Raw genomic sequence first — 22,039 nt, 5'->3', positions numbered from 1 at the left:
TGTAGTCTAACCTTTCTTGCCTGAAAATTTCACACGTATAGCCTGTTTAGCTGCATATGGTAAGATGTGTTTCATCTTTTCTTCGCTTGGAGTCATCTTGGAGCACTCCGGATGTTCGCGGTGAATAGCGATAGCATCAAATGCACATTTTGTAGTGCATACGCCGTATCCGATACACTTGTTCTCATCCACAAACGAGGCTCCGCACGATAGACAGCGAGCTGTCTCCCTCTGTACCTGCTCTCTTGTAAATGCAATCCTTTCATCCTTGAACGTCTTTGACAATGCTTGGTTATATCCTATTCTCTGCCTTGGCGTATTGTCAAAGGTCTCCTCATTCACCTTCATATTCTTCTTATCGAACTCTATAAACTCTCTGCGATTGCGTCCGAGGGTTAAACTGGAGTGTGGTTGGACAAATCTGTGAAGCGATACGGCACCTTCCTTGCCCGCAGCAATTGCATCGATGGCAAATTTCTGGCCTGTGTAAACATCACCCCCGACAAATATATCCGGTTCCGCCGTCTGATAAGTTACAGGATCCGCCTTAGCCGTTCCATTCACGTTAAACTCGACCTTTGTTCCTTCCAGCAGCTGCTTCCAGTCAACCTTCTGGCCTATGCAGTACAGTACTGTAGTACATTCCACATCTGCAGTTACTTCGTCGTCGAATATTGGGGCAAATCTTCCATCGTCATCTCTAACACTTAGGCATTTTCTAAAGGATATTCCTGCACATGCACCATCATGTTTCGACACAGAGACAGGCCCCCATCCGCCGTGGATATTCACTCCATCGCGTTCACATTCGCCTCTGTCCTCTACACCACAAGGCATATCTTCATATGCTTCCAGCGAATACATGTCTACCGATTCAGCGCCCAATCTAACAGCTGTTCTGGCAACATCACATGCAATATTGCCACCTCCGATTACAACCACCTTGCCACTGAGCTTAACGTCCTCTCCTACATTAACCTTGCGCATAAAGTCGATACCCGCCATGACACTATTTGCGTCTGAACCCGGAATCTCAAGACTTCCTCCAGACTGTAATCCTATTGCAACATAGAAGCCCTTGTACCCCTGCTCTCTGAGTTCAGAAACAGTTACATCCTTGCCCACTTCTATCCCGCATCTGAATTCGACACCGAGCTCATGCAGTACATTGATCTCTGCTTCTATTACGTCCTTCTCCAGCCTGAAGCTTGGAATTCCGTTCATGAGCATACCGCCGGTTCTGTGTTCTTTCTCGAACACCGTCGGCTTATATCCTTTGACTGCCAGATAGTACGCACAGCTGAGTCCGGCCGGACCGCCACCTATAATTGCAATTTTTTCTTCAAATTCTCCTCGAACCTTTGGGATGACCTTGCTTGGGACGAATCTCGTCTCGCTGTCCAAATCCTGCTGAGCTATGAAGCGCTTTACCTCATCAATTGCTACAGCTTGATCAACAGTACCTCTGGTACATGCGTCTTCACATCTCCTGTTGCAAATTCTGCCGCAAACTGCAGGGAAAGGATTGTCCCTCTTAATCAACTCAAGAGCTTCAGTATACTTTCCTTGAGCCGCCAGCTTCAAATAACCCTGAACAGCTATGTGTGCAGGACATGCGGTCTTACATGGTGACGTTCCTGTATCATAACAATTAATTCGATTATTGTCCTTATAATCAAGATCCCATTTTTCTCTGCCCCATTTTTCCAGAGATGGCAAAGACGACTTGGGATACTGCACGTCGGTACCATCCGCCTTACATAGCTTCTGTCCGAGCTTAACAGCTCCTGCGGGGCAATGCTCAACGCAGCGTCCGCATGCAACACACTTATCTTTCTCCACTCTTGCAACGTATGCAGAACGTGACATATTAGGGGTATTGAAGAGCAAAGATGTACGGAGTGCATAACATACATTTACGTTACAGTTACATATAGCGAAAATCTTCTGATCACCGTCTATATTTGTAATCTGGTGTACGAACCCGTTGTCTTCCGCCTTCTTAAATATAGCAAGTGCTTCTTCCTTAGTTATGTAGCGTCCGCCCTTCTTGGTCTCTACTACGTAATCAGCCATATCTCCGACAGCTATGCACCAATCATTAAAATCATCAGCACAGCCTTCATCGTAAGTGCGATTAGATTTACGACATGAACAAGGACTCGCCGCATACTTCCCTTCGTATTTTTCCAGCCAGTGCGAAATGTGCTCTACCGATACAGATTTCTCCTCCATAGATATTGCCTGCTCTACGGGGATTACGTGCATACCTATACCCGCTCCGCCCGGAGGTACAATCTTGGTAACGTTTTCAAGAGGCAGGAATGTCATCCTTTCGAACAGCCTGCCGAGCTCCGGATGCTCTGCCATATTGGTTTCATGCATTGCTGCAAATTCGCCAATTCCCGGCACAAACATAGGCACTAGATACCTCTTCTTGTGCTCCGGATTTGTTCCATCAAGATTCTCATAGTTATACTCTATTACACCTTGCTCCGACATATGATCTATAAGCTCCCTGCAATGCGACTCATCCATTCCCGACAGCCTATGAATTTCCTCAAAGGTCTTGGGTTTCCTCACGCCCAGCTTGAGCGCCAGCTCAGCTTCCTCGTCGGAAATCAGAGCGGCAAGCCCCCAGTACTCCGGATCATCCTTCGTAATCTTCTTAAACCCCAGATGCTGTGGTACCCTGTCTGTCACCTGCTTCGCGAGCTTAGCTATAGGCTCGCGAAGCGGTCCGTCATCCTTTACACAGTCCGGTCTCATGTTGCCGGCAATCTTGTCATAATCTATCATACTGTTCTCCTGTCATCCTGTAATTATATGATCGAATATTCTACCTTAGGCGGCTCTCAGCATAGCCTCTTCAAAGTCGTGTGTGCCGCTGAATACCTCGTGCTTGTATGGATTAATTCCCTGTGCCTTGGCTCTCTTGATGATATAGGCTAATGCTGCCAGATTTACCAGAATAGATGCGACAGCCACAATGCCTCCGGCCCTCGGATCGACTGCAGTTGGATGAACACCACTCTTCATAAACCCATCGGCATATAGGCTTGGGATAACCGAGAAATTGCTGTAATCCTGGAACATTGGGAACACCTGCGCAAACATGCACCATGTTGCCAGTGTATTTGCACGATTCTGAATCCATCCGCCTTTGTTCCAGAATATTGCTGCAAACGTAGGTGCGAGCAGCAATGCAAAACCGCAGTACCAAGAGTGGGTAGGCAGATTAAGATATGTGTATTCGAAGTTCCATACGTCATAAGCAACGATAAATACCCATGTCATATCCGGCCATAGCATGTCATCACGCTTTTTGGATTGATAGATTCCCCACCAACCGGTCATACAGAATATGTTGATAAGTCCTGCTATTCCATTTGCGACGTTCCACCAGCCACCGTAAAGCCACACGCCCTCGGAAGACAGCCACCATCTCGACCCTGTATTTGCAAGAGCCATTGATCCTCTGATCGCACTCTCAAAGTCACTACATACGGCGATGATGATGTTGATAGCAACAATTACAAACGGGAACACCTTGAACCACTCCGTCTTACCGATGCCCTTCTTATATTTAAGCATCATGAACCCGATACAGCCTGCTGTTGCTGCATACAGCTTCGCATAGTGGAACCAGCTGGTCATGTGGACGTAAGTTGGGTTGTTAAGAGCCCAAGATGCGCCATGAGCGGCTCCTACGTAAATTGCAATAAAATAAACTGTCAGCGCTGCCGGCAGTGCAAGAAAGAAGAAATACCCGCCAAGCTTGGATCTTCTCTCGATTTCATTAGTGATAATTAATCCGGCAAAAACCAGCACCCATCCGATTACCTGATAGAACGAATGCTCGCCATAAACTTGAAATAACATACAGCGCCTCCTTATTATAGTAATTCAGCCAGTAATTGATGACTCGATATCTCAACAGATTTTAATGTTTGATATCTTTTTATCAATTATAGTTCTCATTTACATTGTGCGGCAATTCAAAATGTGCTAATATTTATTCCACAATGGCATAAGCACTTGAAGTCCAAGGAGACCGACTATGAATACGGATTACATCATAGAATTTGTAAGTTTGGCAAATAATCTCAGTTTCAGCAAGACTGCCGATGAGTTATTCATCTCTCAATCCTCATTGTCAAAACACATACGCTCTATGGAAAAAGAGCTTGGTACACCACTATTTATTCGAACCACGCGTTCGATAGAGCTCACGGATCAGGGTCGACTATTTCTGCCATACGCAAAACAAATTGCTGAATTGTGCGCTTCATATACCAATGAGCTTAAAGCATTTTCCGGAGAAGGTAGCAACTCCCTTACCTTAGGAGTTATTTCCAATCCACAATACTACAATTTTGCAAGCTACATGATTGGATTCATGGTAACTGAACCGGAAATCAACCTGAGCCTCATAGAAGCAGATGAACTCGGTCTGCTTGAAATGTATAATAAGCGGAAATTCAATCTGTTTACAGCCTTCCCACCCAGCCCTCGGACCGGTGATTACGAATTCTTGCCTATGGTGGAAACGAGATTCGTTGCGCTGCTTAACAATTCACATCCTTTGGCAAATAAGGAAAGCATCTCCCTCAAAGATCTATCGGGTGAGAAGATGCTGATACCCGGCAGGAATTCAACGCTCCAGGCAATAATCAAAGATGCCATGCTCTCTGAAGGACTCGCATTTAATCCAACATATGAGGGCAGTTCAATTGGGAGCATTGACCTCCTCAAGACCGGGAAGGGAGCATCTCTTCATTCTGTTGAGTTTGCCAACAATATGTCTGATGATGCCAACATATGTGCAATACCGATTAACCCGCCGCTGAAGTTCATATACGGTATAGCACATAGACCAATCGATGAATTATCAACCAGCGAAAAAAAATATTTGAACTATCTCGAACAATTTTCGCTTGGCAAAGGTAAGAAGCCTGTCAGCACAAGCATGTGACAGAAAAGAGCCTCGAGGGGCTCATACTCCTGTGCGAACAGCTTCTTAATTATTGTGCCTTCGTTCAATATTCTCTTTTCTTTTCCGCAACCCTCCGGTAATCTCCCTGTCCAGAACAAGCTCCTTAATATTGAGGTCTACGCGCTTGACCTGAAACGAAGTCATACTCTCAACGCTTCGCTTGACATCTCGCTGCAGATTGATGCAAGACCGCATGCAGTCAACTGTCTTGCGTATCTTGAGATCGAGCACAATAACGAAGCTTCCTGTCCTGCTATTGTTATAATAATTGGTCACCTTGATATTGCGCCCGTACTGCCGGGAAACAATTCGGATGATATCCCTGACCACATTCTCATTAATCGTATAATTTCCGTTGAAGCTGTACTGCGGCATCACGACAGTTTTCTCGTAACCGTCGGTCTCATCGTTGCTGAGCGTCAGGTTCCTGATAAATCTCTGAGGATTCATGAAATATCCTGCAAAATCGCGCTTCAAGTCTCCCATCGGTGCCGGAATCACGTGTTCCCCGTGATTATTCCGGCGGTCAGAGGCTATCCTCCTCTCACCGGCACTGGTAAAATCTTCTATATACAGCCTCTTGACAGCTCTGGGGAGCTCCAGCGTATCTGTAATGATATCTACCATGCGGTCTGAGGTGCCCAAAACGAGTATCCTCTTAATCTTTAGAGCTTTAATCTTCTTCTGCACGTCATTTCTCTGATCTTCATAGTTAAAGAGTGCTGTACGCATCGCCTTGGCTCTGGATTCACATTTCTTGGCAGAACTGCCGGCTACTATTTTATTTCTGTATATCAAAAGGCCATCATCAATGATGGCTGGTACACCGTTTTCCTTGGCAACTCTGATAGCTTGATAGCTCTTTCCTGTTCCACTTTTTCCTGTAAATGAATAAACCTTCATACCTTATAAGACCGTTGAAAACTTTATAAAAAGTTAACTTTATCAAACCTATTGTATCATGTTACAATGCAAACGTAGAAAGACAAATGACGTTTTAGACATAGGAGGATTTATTATGGCTTATAAGATTAGCGAAGATTGCATCAGCTGCGGTGCATGTGCAGATGGTTGCCCGGTAGAGGCTATTTCAGAGGGCACACCTTACGTAATCAATGCAGATGCTTGCATTGACTGCGGAGCTTGTGCAGATGTATGCCCTGTAGGCGCACCTTCACAGGAGTAATCCCTAGGGGATGAACCAAAGGTAGAATATTTCCCCCTGCGCGATGCGCAGGGGATTTTCTTTTTGCCTAGACGGTCTTTCTTCTGCATAAAATTACCGGAATTAACTACCAACACGTTTTATCCTATAATCCTTCTATAGCTCCAACGCGTTTTGTCCTATAACTCCGATCCTAATCTAACAGGCTATGCCGACGGTTTATTGATTCACCTCGCTATCGCTCGGCAAATCCACTGCTACAGCAGATACAAGAAAACGACTGTGGCACTGCCACAGCCGCAATTTTCTTAAGCGCCGAAAACTACTTGTCAGATTCTTCGAGCTCATTGCTTCTGATCATAAACGATAACGTATGCAAGCTGTCGCTCAGATGAACATTTTCAACCGCAACGTGCTCCGGTACGTCGAGATCGAGCGGAGCAAAGTTCCAGATGCCTTCTATTCCCGCATCGACAAGGACATTTGTAACCTTCTGCGCATTCTCACGATTTACACAGATAATCGCGATATCAATATTGTTCTCCTTAACGAAATCGCTCATCTCAGAAAAATCGCGAACAAGCACATCATTGATGCTTAGTCCAACAAGCTTAGGATTAACATCGAAAAGTCCTACGATATTGAATCCAATCTTGTAATAATAAGTGTAGTTCGTGATTGCCTGACCAAGATTACCAATACCAACTACGATCGTCTTATACTCACGGTCAAGTCCTAAAATCCTGTTAATCTCATTGAACAGAGAATCAACAGTATAACCATAGCCCTGCTGGCCGAAGCCACCAAATGTATTGAGATCCTGTCTAATCTGAGATGCAGTATAACCAATAAGCTCACTTAATTCATTAGAAGATATCTTCTTGACCCCCTGCTTGCGTAGTTCGTTTAAATATCTTCTATACCTTGGTAATCTGCGAATAATCGCATTCGATACCTTTGTGTTGCTGCTTTTCATAAATACTTCCACCCCAATTTGACAATTTTCATATTATTACTTATGTGAATCTACGTACTCAACCAGATCCTTTACGGTCTCAAACTTCTCAGCATCTTCGTCCGGAATATCGAGTCCATATGCTTCCTCAACACCGAGAATAATCTCTACAGCGTCGAGCGAATCTGCTTCGAGATCCTTCATCAGGTTAGTGTCCATCTGAACCATATCAGCATCTACACCAAGCTGCTCGACTACAAGATCTCTAACTGTATCAAAAGTCATAGCGTAACCTCCTTTTGAAATTCAAGGTTAATTATAAATTATACAATTGATACTTGCAAGTTTTTTATCAATCCTGTAACATCAGCCATTCGTCATACACGCCTTCTAGCTCGGCCTTGAGCGCATCTGCTCTATCTCCTGCCTCCCGCAGATAGAATACATCGGTGCCGTGCTCCGGCTTGCACATCTCTGTCTCAATTTCATCTATCTTGGCCTCGAGATCATGAATGACACCCTCCAGCTCGACAATTTTGCGGGCTCTACGGCGTTCTTCAGCCTCCTGCTCCTTGCGCAGCCTGCGTTCCTCTTCTGCACTTAGCGCGGAAGTCTGCGTGGTAGATGAAGGTTCATTTATATTAGGATCCTGCTCCTCCTGATCCAGCCGGGCACTCTTCTCCAGATAATAGTCAAACTTGCCCTTGTATTCCCTGATGCCGTCCCGTCTAAGTTCGAGAATCCTGTCCGGAATTTTGCTAAGCAGATAACGATCATGAGACACAATCAGCACGGTGCCCTTGAACTCCATGATGGCCGATTCGACGATTTCCTTGGATTCGATGTCCAGATGATTCGTCGGTTCGTCGAAAATTAAAGTGTTGGCACCGGACAGCATCAGCTTGAGCAGCGACAATCTGGCCTTTTCACCGCCCGAAAGCGAGGAAACGCTCTTAAACACATCGTCACCTCTAAACAGGAACCTGCCCAGAATATTGCGCATCTCTGTATCGGTGTACAGGTGATAAGCGTTTTTTATCTCACCTAGCACTGTCTCGGTGTCGTCGAGCAGGAGCTGCCCTTGATCGTAATATCCAAAATCGACATTATGCCCTATCTTGAGATACCCGTCATCAGCCTCCTCTTCTCCCATGATGATGCGCATAAGAGTTGTCTTGCCAACTCCGTTTTCGCCGATAAAGCAGATTTTCTCGCCGCTCTTGACATCGAATTTGACGTTCTCAAATAGCTGCTTATCACCAAAGCTCTTGGACAACGCCTCTGTCATGATTACGTCCTTGCCGCTCTGAAAGTCGGCATCGAACGAAAGCTCTAGCTCTGCCTGCTTGAGCTCCGGCCTATCGAGCACGTCTAGGTGCTTAAGTCGTTTTTCTCTTGACCGGGCACGTTTTACCAGATGCTCCGTGTTATGCTGCTTGAATCGGCGGATGATCTCCTCCTGACGGGCTATTTCCTTCTGCTGTTTCTCATACTCACGGCGCATCACCTCTTCACGTTCATCGCGCTTCACAAGGTACTCTGAGTAATTTCCACGGTAATCCACGAGGTGAGTTCTGCGCATGTCGAAGATGCGACTGACAATACGGTCCAGAAAATATCTATCGTGAGATACGGCTATAATCGTCCCCTTGTAGCTTCTGAGGAACGACTCAAGCCACGCCAGCATCTTGAGATCGAGATGATTGGTCGGCTCGTCGAGCATCAGTATATCCGGCTTCCTCAGCACCATGCACGCAAGCGCCAGACGTGTCCTCTCTCCACCCGAGAGCATGCTTATCTCCTTGTCATGAGTCTCAGGATCAAATCCCATGCTCGCCAGTACTCCTGTAAGCTCGCTCTTATAAGTATACCCTCCCGCCAAATTATACTCGTCCATCAGATGAGTGTACGTCTCCAGATTCTGATCGAACCCGGGATTGCCAGTATCGGAGATAGCCTTTTCCAGTCTGGAAATTTCCTCTTCCATCTCGTGGAAATGCGTAAAGGTCTTGGCCGCTTCTTCAAGAACTGTCCCCTCTGAGAAGAAATGATTTTTCTGCTTGAGATACCCGACGACGTAGCCGCTGCGCACAAAAACGCTGCCGCTTGTCGGTTCATTCTCACCGGAAATGATGCCGAGAAGCGTAGTTTTGCCGGCTCCATTCGGACCGACAATGCCGACTCTATCACCTTTATTGATGGAAAACGAAATATCCTCCAGGATGATGTCAGTTCCATATGACTTGCATATATCTTTTGCGGACATTACAAGCATAGCTAAAACTCCAGTCCGGGACACGCGTCCAGCGACATATCCGCGAACTCTCCTTTCTTCATCTGATAATATGCAGAGCAGGCAATCATCGCACCGTTATCAGTGCACAGTATCTGCGCCGGCTTGAGAATCTCGATCCCCTTCTCAGCGCCCTTGTGCTCCAGCAGCTCTCTCAACCTGCTGTTAGCTGCAACTCCTCCTGCTACGACAACCTTATTGCTGTCGTACTCTACCGCAGCAGCTATAGACTTATCGGCAATAACCTCCATTATGGACTCCTGAAATGATGCCGCAAGGTCCGGTACATTAATCTCGCGTCCCGCCTGTCTCTCGTTGTTGATATAGTTGAGCACCTGAGTCTTGAGACCGCTGAAGCTAAAATCATAGCTGCCATCCTCGAGGTACACTCTTTTAAACTCTATTGCACGCTTGTCACCTTCACGAGCCGCCTTATCTATCTTAGGTCCTCCCGGGTATCCCAGACCTACAACTCGAGCAACCTTATCCATAGCCTCTCCGGCTGCATCATCGCGCGTCGCGCCGAGTATCTTGCACTCGTTGTAATCATTGACCTTAATAATATTTGTATGGCCGCCGGAAACCACCAGTCCGATAAAGGGTGGCTCCAGCTCCTTGTACTCCAGATAATTTGAGGCGATATGACCATGCATGTGATTAACCCCGACAAGAGGAATGCCCTTGGCCCAAGCCATAGCCTTTGCTGTTGCCACACCTACAAGAAGTGCTCCGACAAGTCCCGGCCCGTACGCGACACCAATCAAATCCACCTCATCAATCGTGATTCCGGCCTCATCCAGAGCCTGCTCAATTACACCGTTGATATTCTCCAGATGACGCCTCGAAGCTATCTCAGGTACAACACCTCCGAATTTCGTATGAATCGCAATTTGCGACGATATGACATTTGCAAGCACCTCGCGGCCGTCCGCCACTATACCAACCGCAGTCTCGTCACAGCTAGATTCTATTCCCAGTGTAATATGCTTATTCTGATGCATAATCACCTGTCTCCCTCTTCATAATCAACGCGTCCTCGCCATTGTCGAGATAGTATCCCGGACGCACGCCGCACTCTGTAAATCCGCATTTTTTGTAAAGCCATATTGCCGGTTCGTTGCTCGCCCTAACCTCGAGGTTGATGGTGTAGACGCCGCCTGCCTCGAGCCTCCTGATCATAGACATGATAACAGCCTTTCCGATGCCGCGTCTGCGAAATTCCCCGCTCACAGCTATGCTGTTGAGATCTGCTTCATCCAAAACCGTCCATATATCCGCATATCCTGCAAATTCACCGTCATACTCCGCTGCCAGCACCATCGAGTTGTCGTTCTCCACGATATCGTAGTGCAGCGCATCCTTGCTCCAAGGTATGGCAAAGGTAGCTACATCGAGAGCATATATTGCATCCAGATCTTCAGCCTCTGCTGTTCTCACCAGAACGTGTGAAGCCTCGTTACAAACCGCATCTAACATTGGAGTTTACCTATCTTGCTGCTCAGCGTTCCTGACTCAAGGCGCATCTCTGCCTCGCTCTTTCTCATATAGTTAGGGATGAGCTTTTCGTAATTCACGACCGCACCTGCACGAAACCGCCTCAGTGCCAGCCTTGCAATCGGTGCGGCATCCTGATATCGCCAATCTACCGGCGCGAGTACAAAAGCTCCTGCATTACGAATCTCGGTTTCATACGCATCGATGCCGTCACCGACAAATACAAGCTCCGAATCAGTGACCTCCATCTGCTTAACCGCATTGAGAAATTCATCTATCATATATTGACGCTCCTCAATCACAGCCTTATAACCTTTGCCGGCTCGGACAAACAGGGCTCCATATAGCTGCCCCCTTCTAGCGTTGATGATAGGTGCAAAATACCTGACCGTCGGCTCAACATGCTCATCCGCCAGAGCTGCCATTCCCTCGAGAGAAGATACCGCAACACAAGGTAATTCGAGCACCTCAGCTATGGCTCTCGCAGTAGATACACCAATCCTTATGCCGGTAAATGATCCCGGACCTATCGAGGCTGCAACTGCGCTCAGCTTGTCAGGGATAATTGCTTCGTCCTGCAGACACTGATCAACAAGCACCATCACATCCTGTAAGTGATTCATCTCCTCATTAGAGCTTCGCGATACAGCCTTAGCAGCTCCATCAATAAGAGCAACTGACCCATATTTTCCTGTAGTCTCAATACTTAGAATATACATCTGTAAATTCTCTCCCCTTGATTTTCGCCGTACTTGATAATTATCACCTTTGCCTTGTCAGGAATGACATCGGCGACCAGGTCAGCCCATTCGACGACGCACACGCCGTTTGAATAGAAATATTCATCAGCGCCGATATCCAGCAGATCATCCCCACCGGACAATCTGTAGACATCAAAATGGAAGAGCGGCAATCTACCGCTCTTGTACTCTTTGACAATATTGAAGGTTGGACTGTCGATATTTTCCGTAACTCCCAGACCTTTGGCGATATACTTTGTCAAAGCTGTCTTGCCTGTACCGAGCGCCCCGATGAGGGCAACTATATCGCCCGGCTTCAGCTCTGAAGCCAGATTCAGTCCAAACTCTTCAGTAGCTTGCTCATTTTTAATATGTACAATCCGTTCTTGATCACTCATACGTTGTTCTAACCCTACCTGCAGCAGAGATTGTATACGGTAGCCGCAAAGATATTTGCCATCCTGCTATATGAATCGAGCGAAATCCTCTCGTCAGTCATGTGCATTCTGTCCTCTTCCCAAGGAAACAGTGCTCCGAATGCAAGAACTCTGTTGAAGTGCTTTGCATAAGTTCCTCCACCGATTACGATAGGCTCGCTATCCTTATCTCCTGAATACTCCTTGTATGCAGCCATTAGAGTCTTGACAAAATCGTCCTCAGGATCAATATAGATAGACTTCTCATCCATGACCTTGACGATGCCCTGATTAGCTCCCAGTACGCTCTCAATCCCCGCATAAACCTCCGTACTGTCAAAAGTAACCGGAATTCTGATGTTTATCTCCATCGTAGCTACTTCATCGTTAATCTCCATAGTACCCACGTTCACAATCAGCTTGCCTGATTTATCATCTGCAAGCTTGCACCCCAATCTCTCACCGTTGAGGTCAAACCCAATGTGGTCATTGTAAAAATCTATGAATTCTGTTACGTCATCACCTGCAAATTTCAGCTTTCCGAGGAATTCCATCAGAATACTGACAGCATTTAGTCCTTTTTCAGGAATTGATCCATGAGCTGCGAGTCCATGAGCCTCGACAGCTAACGATGTACCTGTCTTTTTGGCAGAGATATCATATCCGCTCTCCTCTGCATACCTCTTAACCCGCTCTGAAATCTCATCATATTTTGTTCTATCCTCGGAAGCGAGCACAGCTCTTGCCTGAGCAGGTACTGCATTTGCAGCCAAGCCGCCCTGCAGCTTGCTGATAACCAATCCTTCCTTGGGAGTATGCTTCTTGAGCTTCTGAGCTATATCAAAAGAAAGAATTCCTTTCTCTCCGTTGATAACCGGAAAGTTAGCATCCGGAGTAATTCCAAAATCAGGAAGGCTTGCAACATCTCTGTAATGCTCAACACTCTCCGTTCCATGCTCTTCATCCAGTCCGACAATTATCTTTATGTTCTTCTTAGGCGTAATTCCTGCATCCCTGATCGCCTTAATAGCGAACAGTCCGGCCATAACCGGACCCTTGTCATCAGATGTTCCACGGCCGTACATATATCCATCCTCAATAACAGGATTGAAAGGACCGTACATCCAGTCATCAGCTGCCGGAACGACATCAAGATGTCCGATAATACCAAATGTTTCGTCTCCGGGATCACCGGGGAACACTATCTCCCCTGCATAGTTATCATAGTTGTGAACTTCAAAGCCCATGCGCTTGCCAAGCTCCAGGAAATGTACGAGCGCATCCTGCACCCCTTTTCCAAATGGATACACCTCTCCGTTCGGAGTTCTTACGGCATCAGACATGGCGCTGTTGATTCTTACCGAATTGGCGAGCTCTTCAATCATTTCAGAATTTAACTTCTCTAAATTCTCAATGTAACCCATTTCTCTTGACCCTATTCCCTTTACTTGAATTACCAGCCCGCAGTTATCTTCTATCTTCAGCCTGATAATAACACGTGTATCTTTTGTATTTCCCCGCTTACAGAGTTTACTTTATCTTCTCCATTGTCTGTGCCACGGTCGTATCGTTCGTTACGTACAGCGAAATAATATTTCCCTTCTTAACAGTTGAAAGGTTTACCGACTTGACCGGATTTCCGTCCTTGTCGAATGAGAACACTCCGGTTACCCCCCGCACATCCGATAGCTTTGACAAAGCCTTCCGGATATCATCCGGCTTGGTCGAATTGGCCTTGTTGATTGCATTAATCGCAATCAAATATGAATCATAACCAAGAGCAGCGTTGCTAGTCGGTTCATTATCATCACCGTACTTGTTGGCATACTCAATCAGGAATCTCTGAGTTTCAGCAGTGATTGACTTGGTAGTAGTCTTGCCGGCACTAAATACTGAATCTGACGGAAACACCACCTTTATATTAGGATGTTTCTTCATCATCCGGGTAAAATCATAGTCATTCCATGTTGAATTCCCGACAAAGGTTATATTGCCTTCAAGTTTTTCCTTTTCGACAGTCTTAAAGAACAGGTCTGCCTTTTCTGTTCCAAACGGAATAAATACCACGTCTGCACCGGATTTTTTAATCTTCTTCACCAGCTTCTTGTATCCGGCAAAATCAATGTTTATATCCTCCTTATAAACTATCGACGATGTAGGTTCTGATTGCGCATCACCTGCTGCAGCTGTCTCAAGTTCACTGAGTTTGGAATTAAAGCCCTTTAAAAGTGCTGTGTTTGAGCTGTCGTTTCTGATTGAAATTGTCGCTATCTTGCGAGAATTGAGTACGCTATATGCATATTCAGCAAGTCCTGCACCTCTCTGCGATTCAGTTATTGAAGCCCTAAAATAATACTTGTTGTTCTCTGTAATCAGCGGATTTGCCGCAGAAGGAGTAATTGCCGGAATCTTGGCCTTCTCAATGTACGGCGAAGCTACCATAGAGTTGGCCTCTCCGGCACTTCCGATAATCACAGTCGGCTTCATCTTGATGAGGTTCTGAATTGCAGTCTTAGCTGAATTGATATCCGACTGATTGTCGACCCTGACGAGGTTAATCTTGATTCCATTTACATTACCGTATATCGAATTTGCCAGCTCGATACCTCTAATCTCTTCCTCTCCCTGCTCCTTGAACTCACCCGAGCTGGGCTCATAGATACCGATATTGATAGTGTTGGTATCTCCGACAACCTTCTTGTCTATGTAAGTCTTTTTAAAATTGTCAAAGGTCGTGCAGCCGCTCAGCACTACTGCCAGTAGCAGCAGTAGCATCATCGCTGATGCCGCCTTAAATCTCTTGTTCCTAATCAATTCTCAAAGCCTCTTTCATATCTGCCTGTGTTTCAATAGTATTAATCTTACCGCGCAGCCTTGAAGCGCCCTTGATGCCCTTTGTATACCACGCTACAAATTTTCGCATCTCCCTGACCGCCGAGTACTCGTCCTTGAGTTCAACCAGTGCATCAAGATGTCTTATCATCATATCACTTATCTCGCTGACGGTCGGATTCGCCGGAATTTCATCTCCGCGAAGTGCCGCATTAAGCTCTCTAAAAATCCAAGGATTGCCCATCGCACCTCTTGCAACCATGACAAAATCACAGCCTGTCTCCTCCATCATGCGGACGCCATCCTTGCCATTAAATACATCGCCGTTTCCTATCACGGGGACGGACACGGCTTCCTTGACCGTCCTGATTATATCCCAGTCAGCGCTTCCCGTATAGAATTGCTGACGAGTCCTGCCATGCACGGCCACCGCAGCAGCTCCGGCACTCGAAATAGCCTTTGCAACCTCACGGGCGTTGATCGAAGCAGCGTCAAAGCCCTTTCTAATCTTGACGGTTACCGGCTTATCCGAGTTCTTTACCACAGCATATACCACGTCATATACCAGTTCAGGATCCTTCATCAGCGCCGCCCCATCTCCGTTCTTAACTACCTTGGGAACGGGGCAGCCCATATTGATATCAATGATAACATTTGGATGCGAATTGAGCATACATGCAGCCTCCGCCATCACCTCCGGCTCACTGCCAAATATCTGAACGGCAGTCGGCCCTGCGTCTTCCGGAATATACAGAAGAGCTGGAGTCTTCCTATCTCTGTAGAAGAGACCCTTTGCACTCACCATCTCTGTGCAAGTCATAGCAGCGCCCTGCTCAGTGCACAGCATGCGCATGACTGCGTCGGTGACGCCCGCAAGCGGCGCCAACAAGAAAGGGTTATGCAGCTCTACACCGCCTATAACGTATCTGCTATCTGACATTATTAACGTTTCTTTCTCTGTGATTTGTTTTTCTCATAAATCAGAACCAGTCCATCAAGTGTCAGTCTCTTCTCCACGACATCAATGCAGTTAATTCCATTCTCTACCATGGTAGCCATGCCACCGGTTGCGATAACCTTGATATCATCGTAGTTCTTGCCGTAATGCGTTACAAGTTCCTTCTTCATGCCTCCAACGATATATTCTGTAAGTCCCATGTGTCCGTACACGAGACCTGACTGCATACTCTCGATGGTATTCTTGCAAATCATGTTGCCGGGAGCCTCAAGATCTACGTTGGGCAGCTTTGCAGTCTGCTCAAAAAGCGCCTTTGCGGAAATCTTGATTCCGGGCGCAATCGTGCCGCCAAGGTACTCTCCGTCCTCGGTGATAGCGCAGAACGTCGTAGCCGTCCCGAAATCGATGACAATAAGCGGTCCATCATATGCGTGATGTGCAGCAACTGCATTTACAATTCTATCAGAGCCAATCTGTCTGGGATCGTCACACTTAATCTTGAGCCCCGTCTTAACACCAGTCTCAACAACTAGCGGTGACACGTGCAGATACTTGAAGCACATATGCTGCAAGGCAAAAAGCAGCGAAGGCACGACCGAGGAAATAATCACATCGTCGATGTCGGATGGGTCAAGACCCTCATGTCTAAACATCTGCTCGACTAGAATCCCATATTCGTCTGCACTTCGCCTACTATCAGTGGCAAGTCGCCAGCTGGTAATGAGCTTCGACTTGCTAAATACGCCTATTACTATATTTGTATTCCCTACATCTACAGCCAGAAGCATTTTAGCGATCCTCCATTCTCCTTAGCGCCAGTGCCATGGTAAGACCGGGAATAATTCTATTGCCGGTCAGCTCCGCTCCGAGAATCTCGTTGATTCGCTTTAGTCTGTATTGAACTGTGTTGTTATGAATACTCATAAATTCAGCAGTTTTGTTGCTGTTCATGCCCGCATCAAGCACAAATGTCTCCAGCGTCTCCAGCAGCAATCTTCCCTTGTTGAGCGATACCTCTCTCTCGAAAGGCTCGAGCAGATCGAGATAAATCTTTTTGAGCACGTTGCTCTGCATCTGGATGTTGATACAGTTACAAACCATCGACATTTCATACTTGGTAAACACCCTCTTATACGGGAATACCGCTTCGACGTCATTCCAAGTCTCATTTATCATCTTAAAGCCTTCAATTGCACTATCCAGCTCTTCGATGCCGGTCGAGTGGAAGATTCTCACATCCTTGCGACCCTCCTTGAGATCATCGTACATCTTGAGGCAGTCGTTCTTAAGCTGCATGCCCTTGTCTTCGCCTGTGTCGGCGTAAATCATACCGTAGTATTCATTGCCTTCAATCAAAGGCAGTATTCCAAAGCCCTTTTCAGCCTTATACTTCTCGAGAATATCCTGCGAAGTGCTGTTGTTTATTCCATTTGCATAAAACACGCTGATGAACTGCTTATTTTTGAGTCCGGCCTCATCGATCAGAGTGTAGCAGAACGTCAAATCACCTCTTATAGCAGATTTGATAAACTCTGCCCTCGAGTCTCTTTCAGGCGTGTACTTCCACATACCCATTGCAAGCTCAATAATCTCAGCGAGCTTCTTAATCTCCGTCGCCGAGTAGTTATCTTCGTTGTCGACAATCATCAGAATGTGCTTCTCATTGTTGATATCAATGGTACCCCAGTAAGTGATGACATCGTTGATATTGACCTGTGTGAACATCGAAGAGTGAGATACATCTCTCTTCTTGGCTTGAACTATCGCGTTGTCTATAGTCTCCTCATGACGAGTCTCGATAGTCAGAATCGGGTTGAATTCTGTGGTCATAAGGATAGCCTGATAATCGTTATTGATGGCAGCTTCCTTGAGGGCGCTCTGGAAGTTGCTGTGCTTCTCAAAATTGAGAAGATGATAGATAGTGTTGTTAAGAATATTGTCGCTGTAATTATGTCCGTACAGAATCTTATCCAGAACCTGTTCCATCACAGCAGCATATGTAATCTCCTTATCATCCGGAACGACAACGATGAGGAGTCCGTTGTCCTCGGCTGTCTTGATAACCTTAGGATCAACGGCTCTAACACCCTCTTCGTTGAGGAAAATTACGAGTGTGGCGATTGCCTTTTTGCCGAAGCCTACCACTATACGGCACTGAGCATCGATATCATCCTTGCAATTCCAGAAATGGGTCAGAACCATCTGTTCTTTAATTCCGTTACGTTCGATTCCCTTTTCATAATCAATCTCGTCGAAAACTGAGAGCGTGCGCACCCTTCGATCCATCTTTCTCTTGCATGAAATTACGGTGCTGCCTTTAAAAGCGTCCAAATTAAGGCAATCTTCTACGGTTATCCTCATAATCTTGCTCCTCAATTACTGCTGATCAGAATCCTTGTGCTCATCAGCAGCTTCAGTATCTGTCTTCACTTCGTCATCTGTTGTAGCTTCAGTTGTACATTCTTCCTCTTCAGCGGCTTCAGGCTGCTTTTCAGAATCCTCCGTACCTTCTGCAAAAGTCGATTCCTCAAACTTCAGATCCCCGACCAGCACAGACTGTAACTCCTTGAGTCTTTCCTCCGCCTCAGCGCGTCTCTGCTCCTCTAGCTTCTCACTCTCCTTAGCCTCAGCCTCGTTCATCTCAGCGATTTCCTCCTCACGAGCCTTTACATTGTCAGCTAACTCCTCCGGAGTAACCTTCCCATCGTACAGGTCGTTGAACTGCTCACCATCCAGAGTCTCCACAAGCAGCAGAGCCTGAGCAACCCTCTCAAAGGCCTCGTCATGCTCCTTGAGAATTGCGGTTGTGTCTACGTAGCAGCTCTCCAGGATGTGCTTGATCTCGTTATCGATTTCAGACGCTGTCTCTTCGGAATAGTTCTGTCTGGTGGACAGGTCCTTTCCCAGAAAAACCTCCTCGTTAGAGCTAAAGCTTACAGGCCCCAGCTTCTTGCTGAATCCGTATTTGGTAATCATCTGTCTGGCAATTCCTGTTGCGCGCTCCAAATCGTTGCTTGCACCAGTGCTGATATCATCGAGCTTAAGCTCCTCCGCAACTCTTCCGCCAAGCAGATGCTTAATCATATTTACCATATCTCCCTTAGTCATGAAGAACTTCTCGTCCTCAGGCAATGACATGGTGAATCCACCTGCCATACCTCTAGGGATAATTGTAATCTGATGAACCGGATCCGATTTAGGAAGCGACTTCATCACGATTGCGTGTCCGGCCTCATGGTATGCTGTCAGCTTTCGCTCAGACTCTGAGATAACCCTGGACTTCTTAGCCGGTCCGGCCATAACCTTGGTTGTAGCCTCCTCTATCTCATCCATTCTGATCTTGGTTCCGTTACGTCTAGCGGTCAGCAGTGCTGCCTCGTTGACAAGGTTCTCGATATCCGCCGGTGAGAAGCCCGGTGTTCTCCTTGCCAATACCTCAAGCGTAACGTCATCCGCAAGAGGCTTGTTCTTGGTATGAACCCTGAATATTTCCTCTCTTGCCTTTACATCCGGCATACCGATAACAATCTGTCTATCAAATCTGCCCGGACGCAGCAGAGCCGGATCCAGCACATCAGGTCTATTAGTTGCGGCAAGGATAATGATGCCGGCGTTGCCGTCAAATCCATCCATCTCCACAAGCAGCTGGTTCAGAGTCTGCTCACGCTCATCGTTACCGCCACCGAGGCCGGCACCTCTCTTACGGCCTACCGCATCAATTTCATCGATAAAGATGATACAAGGTGCATTCTTCTTAGCCTGTTCAAACAAATCCCTGACACGGGATGCACCAACTCCGACGAACATCTCGACAAAGTCAGATCCTGAAATGGTGAAGAACGGCACACCGGCTTCGCCGGCCGTAGCTCGCGAAATGTAAGTCTTACCTGTACCGGGACTGCCTACGAGCAGGACTCCCTTCGGAATCCTTGCTCCTAAATTGGAATATTTGGAAGGGTTCTTGAGGAAGTCTACTATCTCCTCCAGTTCTTCCTTCTCTTCCTTGAGTCCGGCAACGTCTTCAAATTTTATATTTTTGCCGTTTTCCTTGTACAGCTTCGCTCTGTTCTTGCCAAACTGGAACGCCTTGTTGTTACCTCCCTGACTCATCATAAAGTAGAACAGGAATCCAAGTGCGACTACCATTATTATGGTTGGCAGAAGCGAGAAGAAGTTGACACTGCTCTCCGGAGGATCGCTGGCCAGCTTGAGCTTCCCCTCCTTAATCTGCGGGAATATGTAATTTGTCTCCAGCCAGTTAATCTCAATGGCGGAAGGAGCGTAAGCGTATTCCTTATCACCGTTCTTCAGCGTCGCAGTCATCTTGCGGTCTGTTATATTTAATTTCTCGTATTTACCCTTCTCTAGGTGAGTTGCAAAGGTTGAGAACTTTACTTCGGTGTTCTTGTGTGCCCCGTCATAGCCTTTATAAAAAGTGGCAACTCCGAGAACTACCACGAATATAATCAAATATATTCCGAAATTCTTAGTAAATCTCTTCAATTATCGTACCCCTCATCTTTTAAAATTATGTTTTTGAGCTAAAATTTGTTATTTTGCACAAACTGCGGTGTTATTCTATCATACGTATTAGAACAGTTCAAGAAACAAAACCCTCTTTGAGTTGTCGTCAATCTGATATTTCTGTGAATATTTTCCCCTCATCCGATAACGTTCGGATTTAAAATCATCACGCGGCAAAATCCACAGTATCTCGTCTCCGCATGCGATGAAATTGACCGTATCTCGAGCAGACTTTGGCACCTTCTCGTCGACCAGAAAATCCTGCAGTTTTTTGTTTCCCTTACCGACCGAGATGTAATCTGCAGGTCTTCGGGTTCTGAGTCTGATTGACAGCTTGGATAGAAGCTCCATTCCATCGCAGGGTTCATCAATTATGACTCCCCTAGACTCAGCGAGCTTGTCGAGATCAAACGATGCAAATCGCATCGGAATCACGGCTTCCTGTCCTATGTCCTCGCGCTTTACATTTGAAACCTTTTTCCTGTACTCCTCCGCGCTTAAAATGAAAGGCGTCGGGAGCGGCACGTCTTTCCCTTTTGTAAGAGCCTTTACGTCAGCCTGCGGCTGCCTATCCGTCAGTACGAGCTCACCATATCTTCGTTCTGCAATTACTCCACCCGGTAGACTGCAGCTCGCCGACGGGCTGTCAGATTCTACGATAGAAACAATTGCATTTACGAGATCGTAGGTAGGATGTATATCATTCTCTTCCAGAATAATGGCTGCGACGCGCCGTTTTACCGCAGCATGCATCCCAATCAAAGGTCCGATGCGGTAATGAACCTCGCACTTATCATCAGCTTCAAGCTCATGTTCATTATCATTGCACGTTCTACCTTTCCCTTCACATACAACATCGGCAATCGCAGTGTTAACCTTGACACGCGCAAAGGCGTCCTCGGCAGCTTGCATCATGTAGTCATCATCGCAAGCTGCAGTCTCACTCAGTCTGATTATCGACTTCCTTAACGACGGATTAAATTTCTTCTCCAGATCCGGTATTAGCTCAAGTCTAATTTTATTTCTGCTGTATATAGGCTTCTCATTGCTCTCGTCAATGTTGGGTTCGAGAGCTTTTTCCGATATATACTCCTCAATATCGCTTCGAGGAGTAGCAAGCAGCGGTCTCACCACCTTGTAACCATGCTCATCTAACCGCACCTTGGCAATACCGGCAAGTCCATGCACTGTTGTACCGCGAAGAATATGAAATAATACTGTCTCAACCTGATCGTCGGCGTTCTGTGCCACCGCAATCTTGATCCTATCTCTGTCCACTCCACCTGCCTCTACCGCCTTAGCAGCCTCAGCAAAAGACTCATAACGAACGTGACGGCCTGCCTCCTCCTCCGAAATTCTCTCCCTTAACGCTATTGCTCTACAATCATACACACGAAGTTCAAAGGGGACTCTCAGTTTATCGCAAATATCCTTAGCATGCTTTGCCTCTGCCTCGCAGTCTCCCGGTCTAATCCGGTGATTAACGTGTACCGCATAAAGGCTAAGGCTGTATGCGGACTTCATGGAATTCAACGCATAAAGAAGCGTCAGCGAATCGGGTCCACCCGAAAAACCGATAATTACCGAATCTCCTTTCGCTATCGTATTGCTAGCTATGATATTTCTTAGAATCTTATCCATCGTCTATGTTATCCGTACAAATTTA

At 46.5% G+C, this 22,039-nt stretch carries 19 protein-coding genes; 2 read left to right on the top strand and 17 right to left on the bottom strand.

Annotated elements, in window-relative coordinates:
• Positions 1-6: 6 nt before the first annotated feature.
• Together HMPREF1152_RS06160 and HMPREF1152_RS06155 are read right to left on the bottom strand one after the other, a co-directional pair.
• Complete coding sequence (locus tag HMPREF1152_RS06160) at positions 7-2,799, bottom strand: FAD-dependent oxidoreductase (RefSeq protein ID WP_009644242.1); 2,793 nt, start codon at positions 2,797-2,799, stop codon at positions 7-9.
• Between the two features lie 45 nt (positions 2,800-2,844).
• Positions 2,845-3,882 carry a DUF5692 family protein gene (locus tag HMPREF1152_RS06155; RefSeq protein ID WP_009644271.1) on the bottom strand — a complete coding sequence of 346 codons (1,038 nt, stop codon included), beginning with the start codon at positions 3,880-3,882 and terminating at the stop codon, positions 2,845-2,847.
• A gap of 178 nt (positions 3,883-4,060) precedes the next feature.
• Between HMPREF1152_RS06155 and HMPREF1152_RS09050 the strand changes: the two genes are divergently transcribed.
• Positions 4,061-4,975 (top strand): LysR family transcriptional regulator, encoded by a 915-nt coding sequence (locus HMPREF1152_RS09050; protein ID WP_009644228.1) that lies wholly within the window; start codon positions 4,061-4,063, stop codon positions 4,973-4,975.
• 45 nt (positions 4,976-5,020) lie between these two features.
• Here HMPREF1152_RS09050 and HMPREF1152_RS06145 read toward each other — a convergent pair whose 3' ends face one another.
• A complete protein-coding gene (locus HMPREF1152_RS06145; RefSeq protein WP_009644301.1) occupies positions 5,021-5,899 on the bottom strand; it encodes a hypothetical protein in 879 nt (292 codons plus the stop codon).
• Between the two features lie 115 nt (positions 5,900-6,014).
• On the opposite strand from HMPREF1152_RS06145, the gene HMPREF1152_RS06140 reads away from it, so the two are divergent.
• A complete protein-coding gene (locus HMPREF1152_RS06140; protein ID WP_009644219.1) occupies positions 6,015-6,182 on the top strand; it encodes a DUF362 domain-containing protein in 168 nt (55 codons plus the stop codon).
• 301 nt (positions 6,183-6,483) lie between these two features.
• On the opposite strand, the gene HMPREF1152_RS06135 is transcribed toward HMPREF1152_RS06140, so the two are convergent.
• The 14 genes from HMPREF1152_RS06135 to tilS form a co-directional block, all read right to left on the bottom strand.
• Complete coding sequence (locus tag HMPREF1152_RS06135; RefSeq protein ID WP_009644335.1) at positions 6,484-7,137, bottom strand: redox-sensing transcriptional repressor Rex; 654 nt, start codon at positions 7,135-7,137, stop codon at positions 6,484-6,486.
• A 36-nt stretch (positions 7,138-7,173) separates the two neighbouring features.
• Positions 7,174-7,401 carry an acyl carrier protein gene (gene acpP, locus HMPREF1152_RS06130; protein ID WP_009644380.1) on the bottom strand — a complete coding sequence of 76 codons (228 nt, stop codon included), beginning with the start codon at positions 7,399-7,401 and terminating at the stop codon, positions 7,174-7,176.
• Between the two features lie 67 nt (positions 7,402-7,468).
• On the bottom strand, positions 7,469-9,391 hold the full coding sequence (gene abc-f / locus HMPREF1152_RS06125; RefSeq protein WP_009644274.1) for a ribosomal protection-like ABC-F family protein: 1,923 nt from the start codon (positions 9,389-9,391) through the stop codon (positions 7,469-7,471).
• A 2-nt stretch (positions 9,392-9,393) separates the two neighbouring features.
• Positions 9,394-10,410, bottom strand: coding sequence for a tRNA (adenosine(37)-N6)-threonylcarbamoyltransferase complex transferase subunit TsaD (gene tsaD / locus HMPREF1152_RS06120; protein ID WP_036380691.1), 1,017 nt, complete (start codon positions 10,408-10,410; stop codon positions 9,394-9,396).
• Complete coding sequence (gene rimI / locus HMPREF1152_RS06115; RefSeq protein WP_009644302.1) at positions 10,397-10,885, bottom strand: ribosomal protein S18-alanine N-acetyltransferase; 489 nt, start codon at positions 10,883-10,885, stop codon at positions 10,397-10,399. The genes tsaD and rimI overlap by 14 nt, the downstream gene beginning before the upstream one ends.
• Positions 10,879-11,622, bottom strand: a complete 744-nt coding sequence (gene tsaB / locus HMPREF1152_RS06110; RefSeq protein ID WP_009644303.1) for a tRNA (adenosine(37)-N6)-threonylcarbamoyltransferase complex dimerization subunit type 1 TsaB — start codon at positions 11,620-11,622, stop codon at positions 10,879-10,881. The genes rimI and tsaB overlap by 7 nt, the downstream gene beginning before the upstream one ends.
• The gene (tsaE, locus tag HMPREF1152_RS06105; protein ID WP_009644314.1) at positions 11,610-12,041 is read right to left on the bottom strand and encodes a tRNA (adenosine(37)-N6)-threonylcarbamoyltransferase complex ATPase subunit type 1 TsaE; all 432 of its coding nucleotides are present in this window, start codon (positions 12,039-12,041) and stop codon (positions 11,610-11,612) included. Before tsaE ends, tsaB begins: the two co-directional genes overlap by 13 nt.
• A gap of 14 nt (positions 12,042-12,055) precedes the next feature.
• The gene (gene pepV, locus HMPREF1152_RS06100; protein ID WP_009644250.1) at positions 12,056-13,483 is read right to left on the bottom strand and encodes a dipeptidase PepV; all 1,428 of its coding nucleotides are present in this window, start codon (positions 13,481-13,483) and stop codon (positions 12,056-12,058) included.
• A 106-nt stretch (positions 13,484-13,589) separates the two neighbouring features.
• Positions 13,590-14,873, bottom strand: coding sequence for an ABC transporter substrate-binding protein (locus HMPREF1152_RS06095; RefSeq protein WP_009644293.1), 1,284 nt, complete (start codon positions 14,871-14,873; stop codon positions 13,590-13,592).
• Positions 14,866-15,831, bottom strand: a complete 966-nt coding sequence (dusB, locus tag HMPREF1152_RS06090) for a tRNA dihydrouridine synthase DusB (protein ID WP_009644340.1) — start codon at positions 15,829-15,831, stop codon at positions 14,866-14,868. The genes HMPREF1152_RS06095 and dusB overlap by 8 nt, the downstream gene beginning before the upstream one ends.
• Positions 15,832-15,833: 2 nt before the next feature.
• Positions 15,834-16,637: a type III pantothenate kinase gene (locus HMPREF1152_RS06085; RefSeq protein WP_009644257.1), complete on the bottom strand. Its 804-nt coding sequence runs from the start codon at positions 16,635-16,637 to the stop codon at positions 15,834-15,836.
• Between the two features lies 1 nt (position 16,638).
• Positions 16,639-18,180, bottom strand: a complete 1,542-nt coding sequence (locus tag HMPREF1152_RS06080; protein ID WP_242822286.1) for a PucR family transcriptional regulator — start codon at positions 18,178-18,180, stop codon at positions 16,639-16,641.
• A gap of 45 nt (positions 18,181-18,225) precedes the next feature.
• A complete protein-coding gene (ftsH, locus tag HMPREF1152_RS06075) occupies positions 18,226-20,352 on the bottom strand; it encodes an ATP-dependent zinc metalloprotease FtsH (RefSeq protein WP_009644240.1) in 2,127 nt (708 codons plus the stop codon).
• Positions 20,353-20,439: 87 nt separating this feature from the next.
• The gene (gene tilS / locus HMPREF1152_RS06070) at positions 20,440-22,014 is read right to left on the bottom strand and encodes a tRNA lysidine(34) synthetase TilS (RefSeq protein ID WP_009644282.1); all 1,575 of its coding nucleotides are present in this window, start codon (positions 22,012-22,014) and stop codon (positions 20,440-20,442) included.
• Positions 22,015-22,039 lie beyond the last annotated feature (25 nt).

The organism is Mogibacterium sp. CM50, assembly GCF_000293155.1.
In the GTDB taxonomy this organism is placed as follows: domain Bacteria; phylum Bacillota; class Clostridia; order Peptostreptococcales; family Anaerovoracaceae; genus Mogibacterium; species Mogibacterium timidum.
Note: the sequence above shows the minus strand (reverse complement) of the source record. Positions and strands in the feature narration are given on the sequence as shown.

Coding starts and splice junctions, on each gene's coding strand:
- tsaE (WP_009644314.1), bottom strand. CDS start 12,041: ATGAGTGATCAAGAACGGATTGTACATATTAAAAATGAGCAAGCTACT.
- acpP (WP_009644380.1), bottom strand. CDS start 7,401: ATGACTTTTGATACAGTTAGAGATCTTGTAGTCGAGCAGCTTGGTGTA.
- tilS (WP_009644282.1), bottom strand. CDS start 22,014: ATGGATAAGATTCTAAGAAATATCATAGCTAGCAATACGATAGCGAAA.
- tsaB (WP_009644303.1), bottom strand. CDS start 11,622: ATGTATATTCTAAGTATTGAGACTACAGGAAAATATGGGTCAGTTGCT.
- HMPREF1152_RS06085 (WP_009644257.1), bottom strand. CDS start 16,637: ATGCTTCTGGCTGTAGATGTAGGGAATACAAATATAGTAATAGGCGTA.
- HMPREF1152_RS09050 (WP_009644228.1), top strand. CDS start 4,061: ATGAATACGGATTACATCATAGAATTTGTAAGTTTGGCAAATAATCTC.
- HMPREF1152_RS06140 (WP_009644219.1), top strand. CDS start 6,015: ATGGCTTATAAGATTAGCGAAGATTGCATCAGCTGCGGTGCATGTGCA.
- dusB (WP_009644340.1), bottom strand. CDS start 15,831: ATGTCAGATAGCAGATACGTTATAGGCGGTGTAGAGCTGCATAACCCT.
- tsaD (WP_036380691.1), bottom strand. CDS start 10,410: ATGCATCAGAATAAGCATATTACACTGGGAATAGAATCTAGCTGTGAC.
- HMPREF1152_RS06155 (WP_009644271.1), bottom strand. CDS start 3,882: ATGTTATTTCAAGTTTATGGCGAGCATTCGTTCTATCAGGTAATCGGA.
- pepV (WP_009644250.1), bottom strand. CDS start 13,483: ATGGGTTACATTGAGAATTTAGAGAAGTTAAATTCTGAAATGATTGAA.
- HMPREF1152_RS06160 (WP_009644242.1), bottom strand. CDS start 2,799: ATGATAGATTATGACAAGATTGCCGGCAACATGAGACCGGACTGTGTA.
- HMPREF1152_RS06135 (WP_009644335.1), bottom strand. CDS start 7,137: ATGAAAAGCAGCAACACAAAGGTATCGAATGCGATTATTCGCAGATTA.
- HMPREF1152_RS06145 (WP_009644301.1), bottom strand. CDS start 5,899: ATGAAGGTTTATTCATTTACAGGAAAAAGTGGAACAGGAAAGAGCTAT.
- abc-f (WP_009644274.1), bottom strand. CDS start 9,391: ATGCTTGTAATGTCCGCAAAAGATATATGCAAGTCATATGGAACTGAC.
- rimI (WP_009644302.1), bottom strand. CDS start 10,885: ATGTTAGATGCGGTTTGTAACGAGGCTTCACACGTTCTGGTGAGAACA.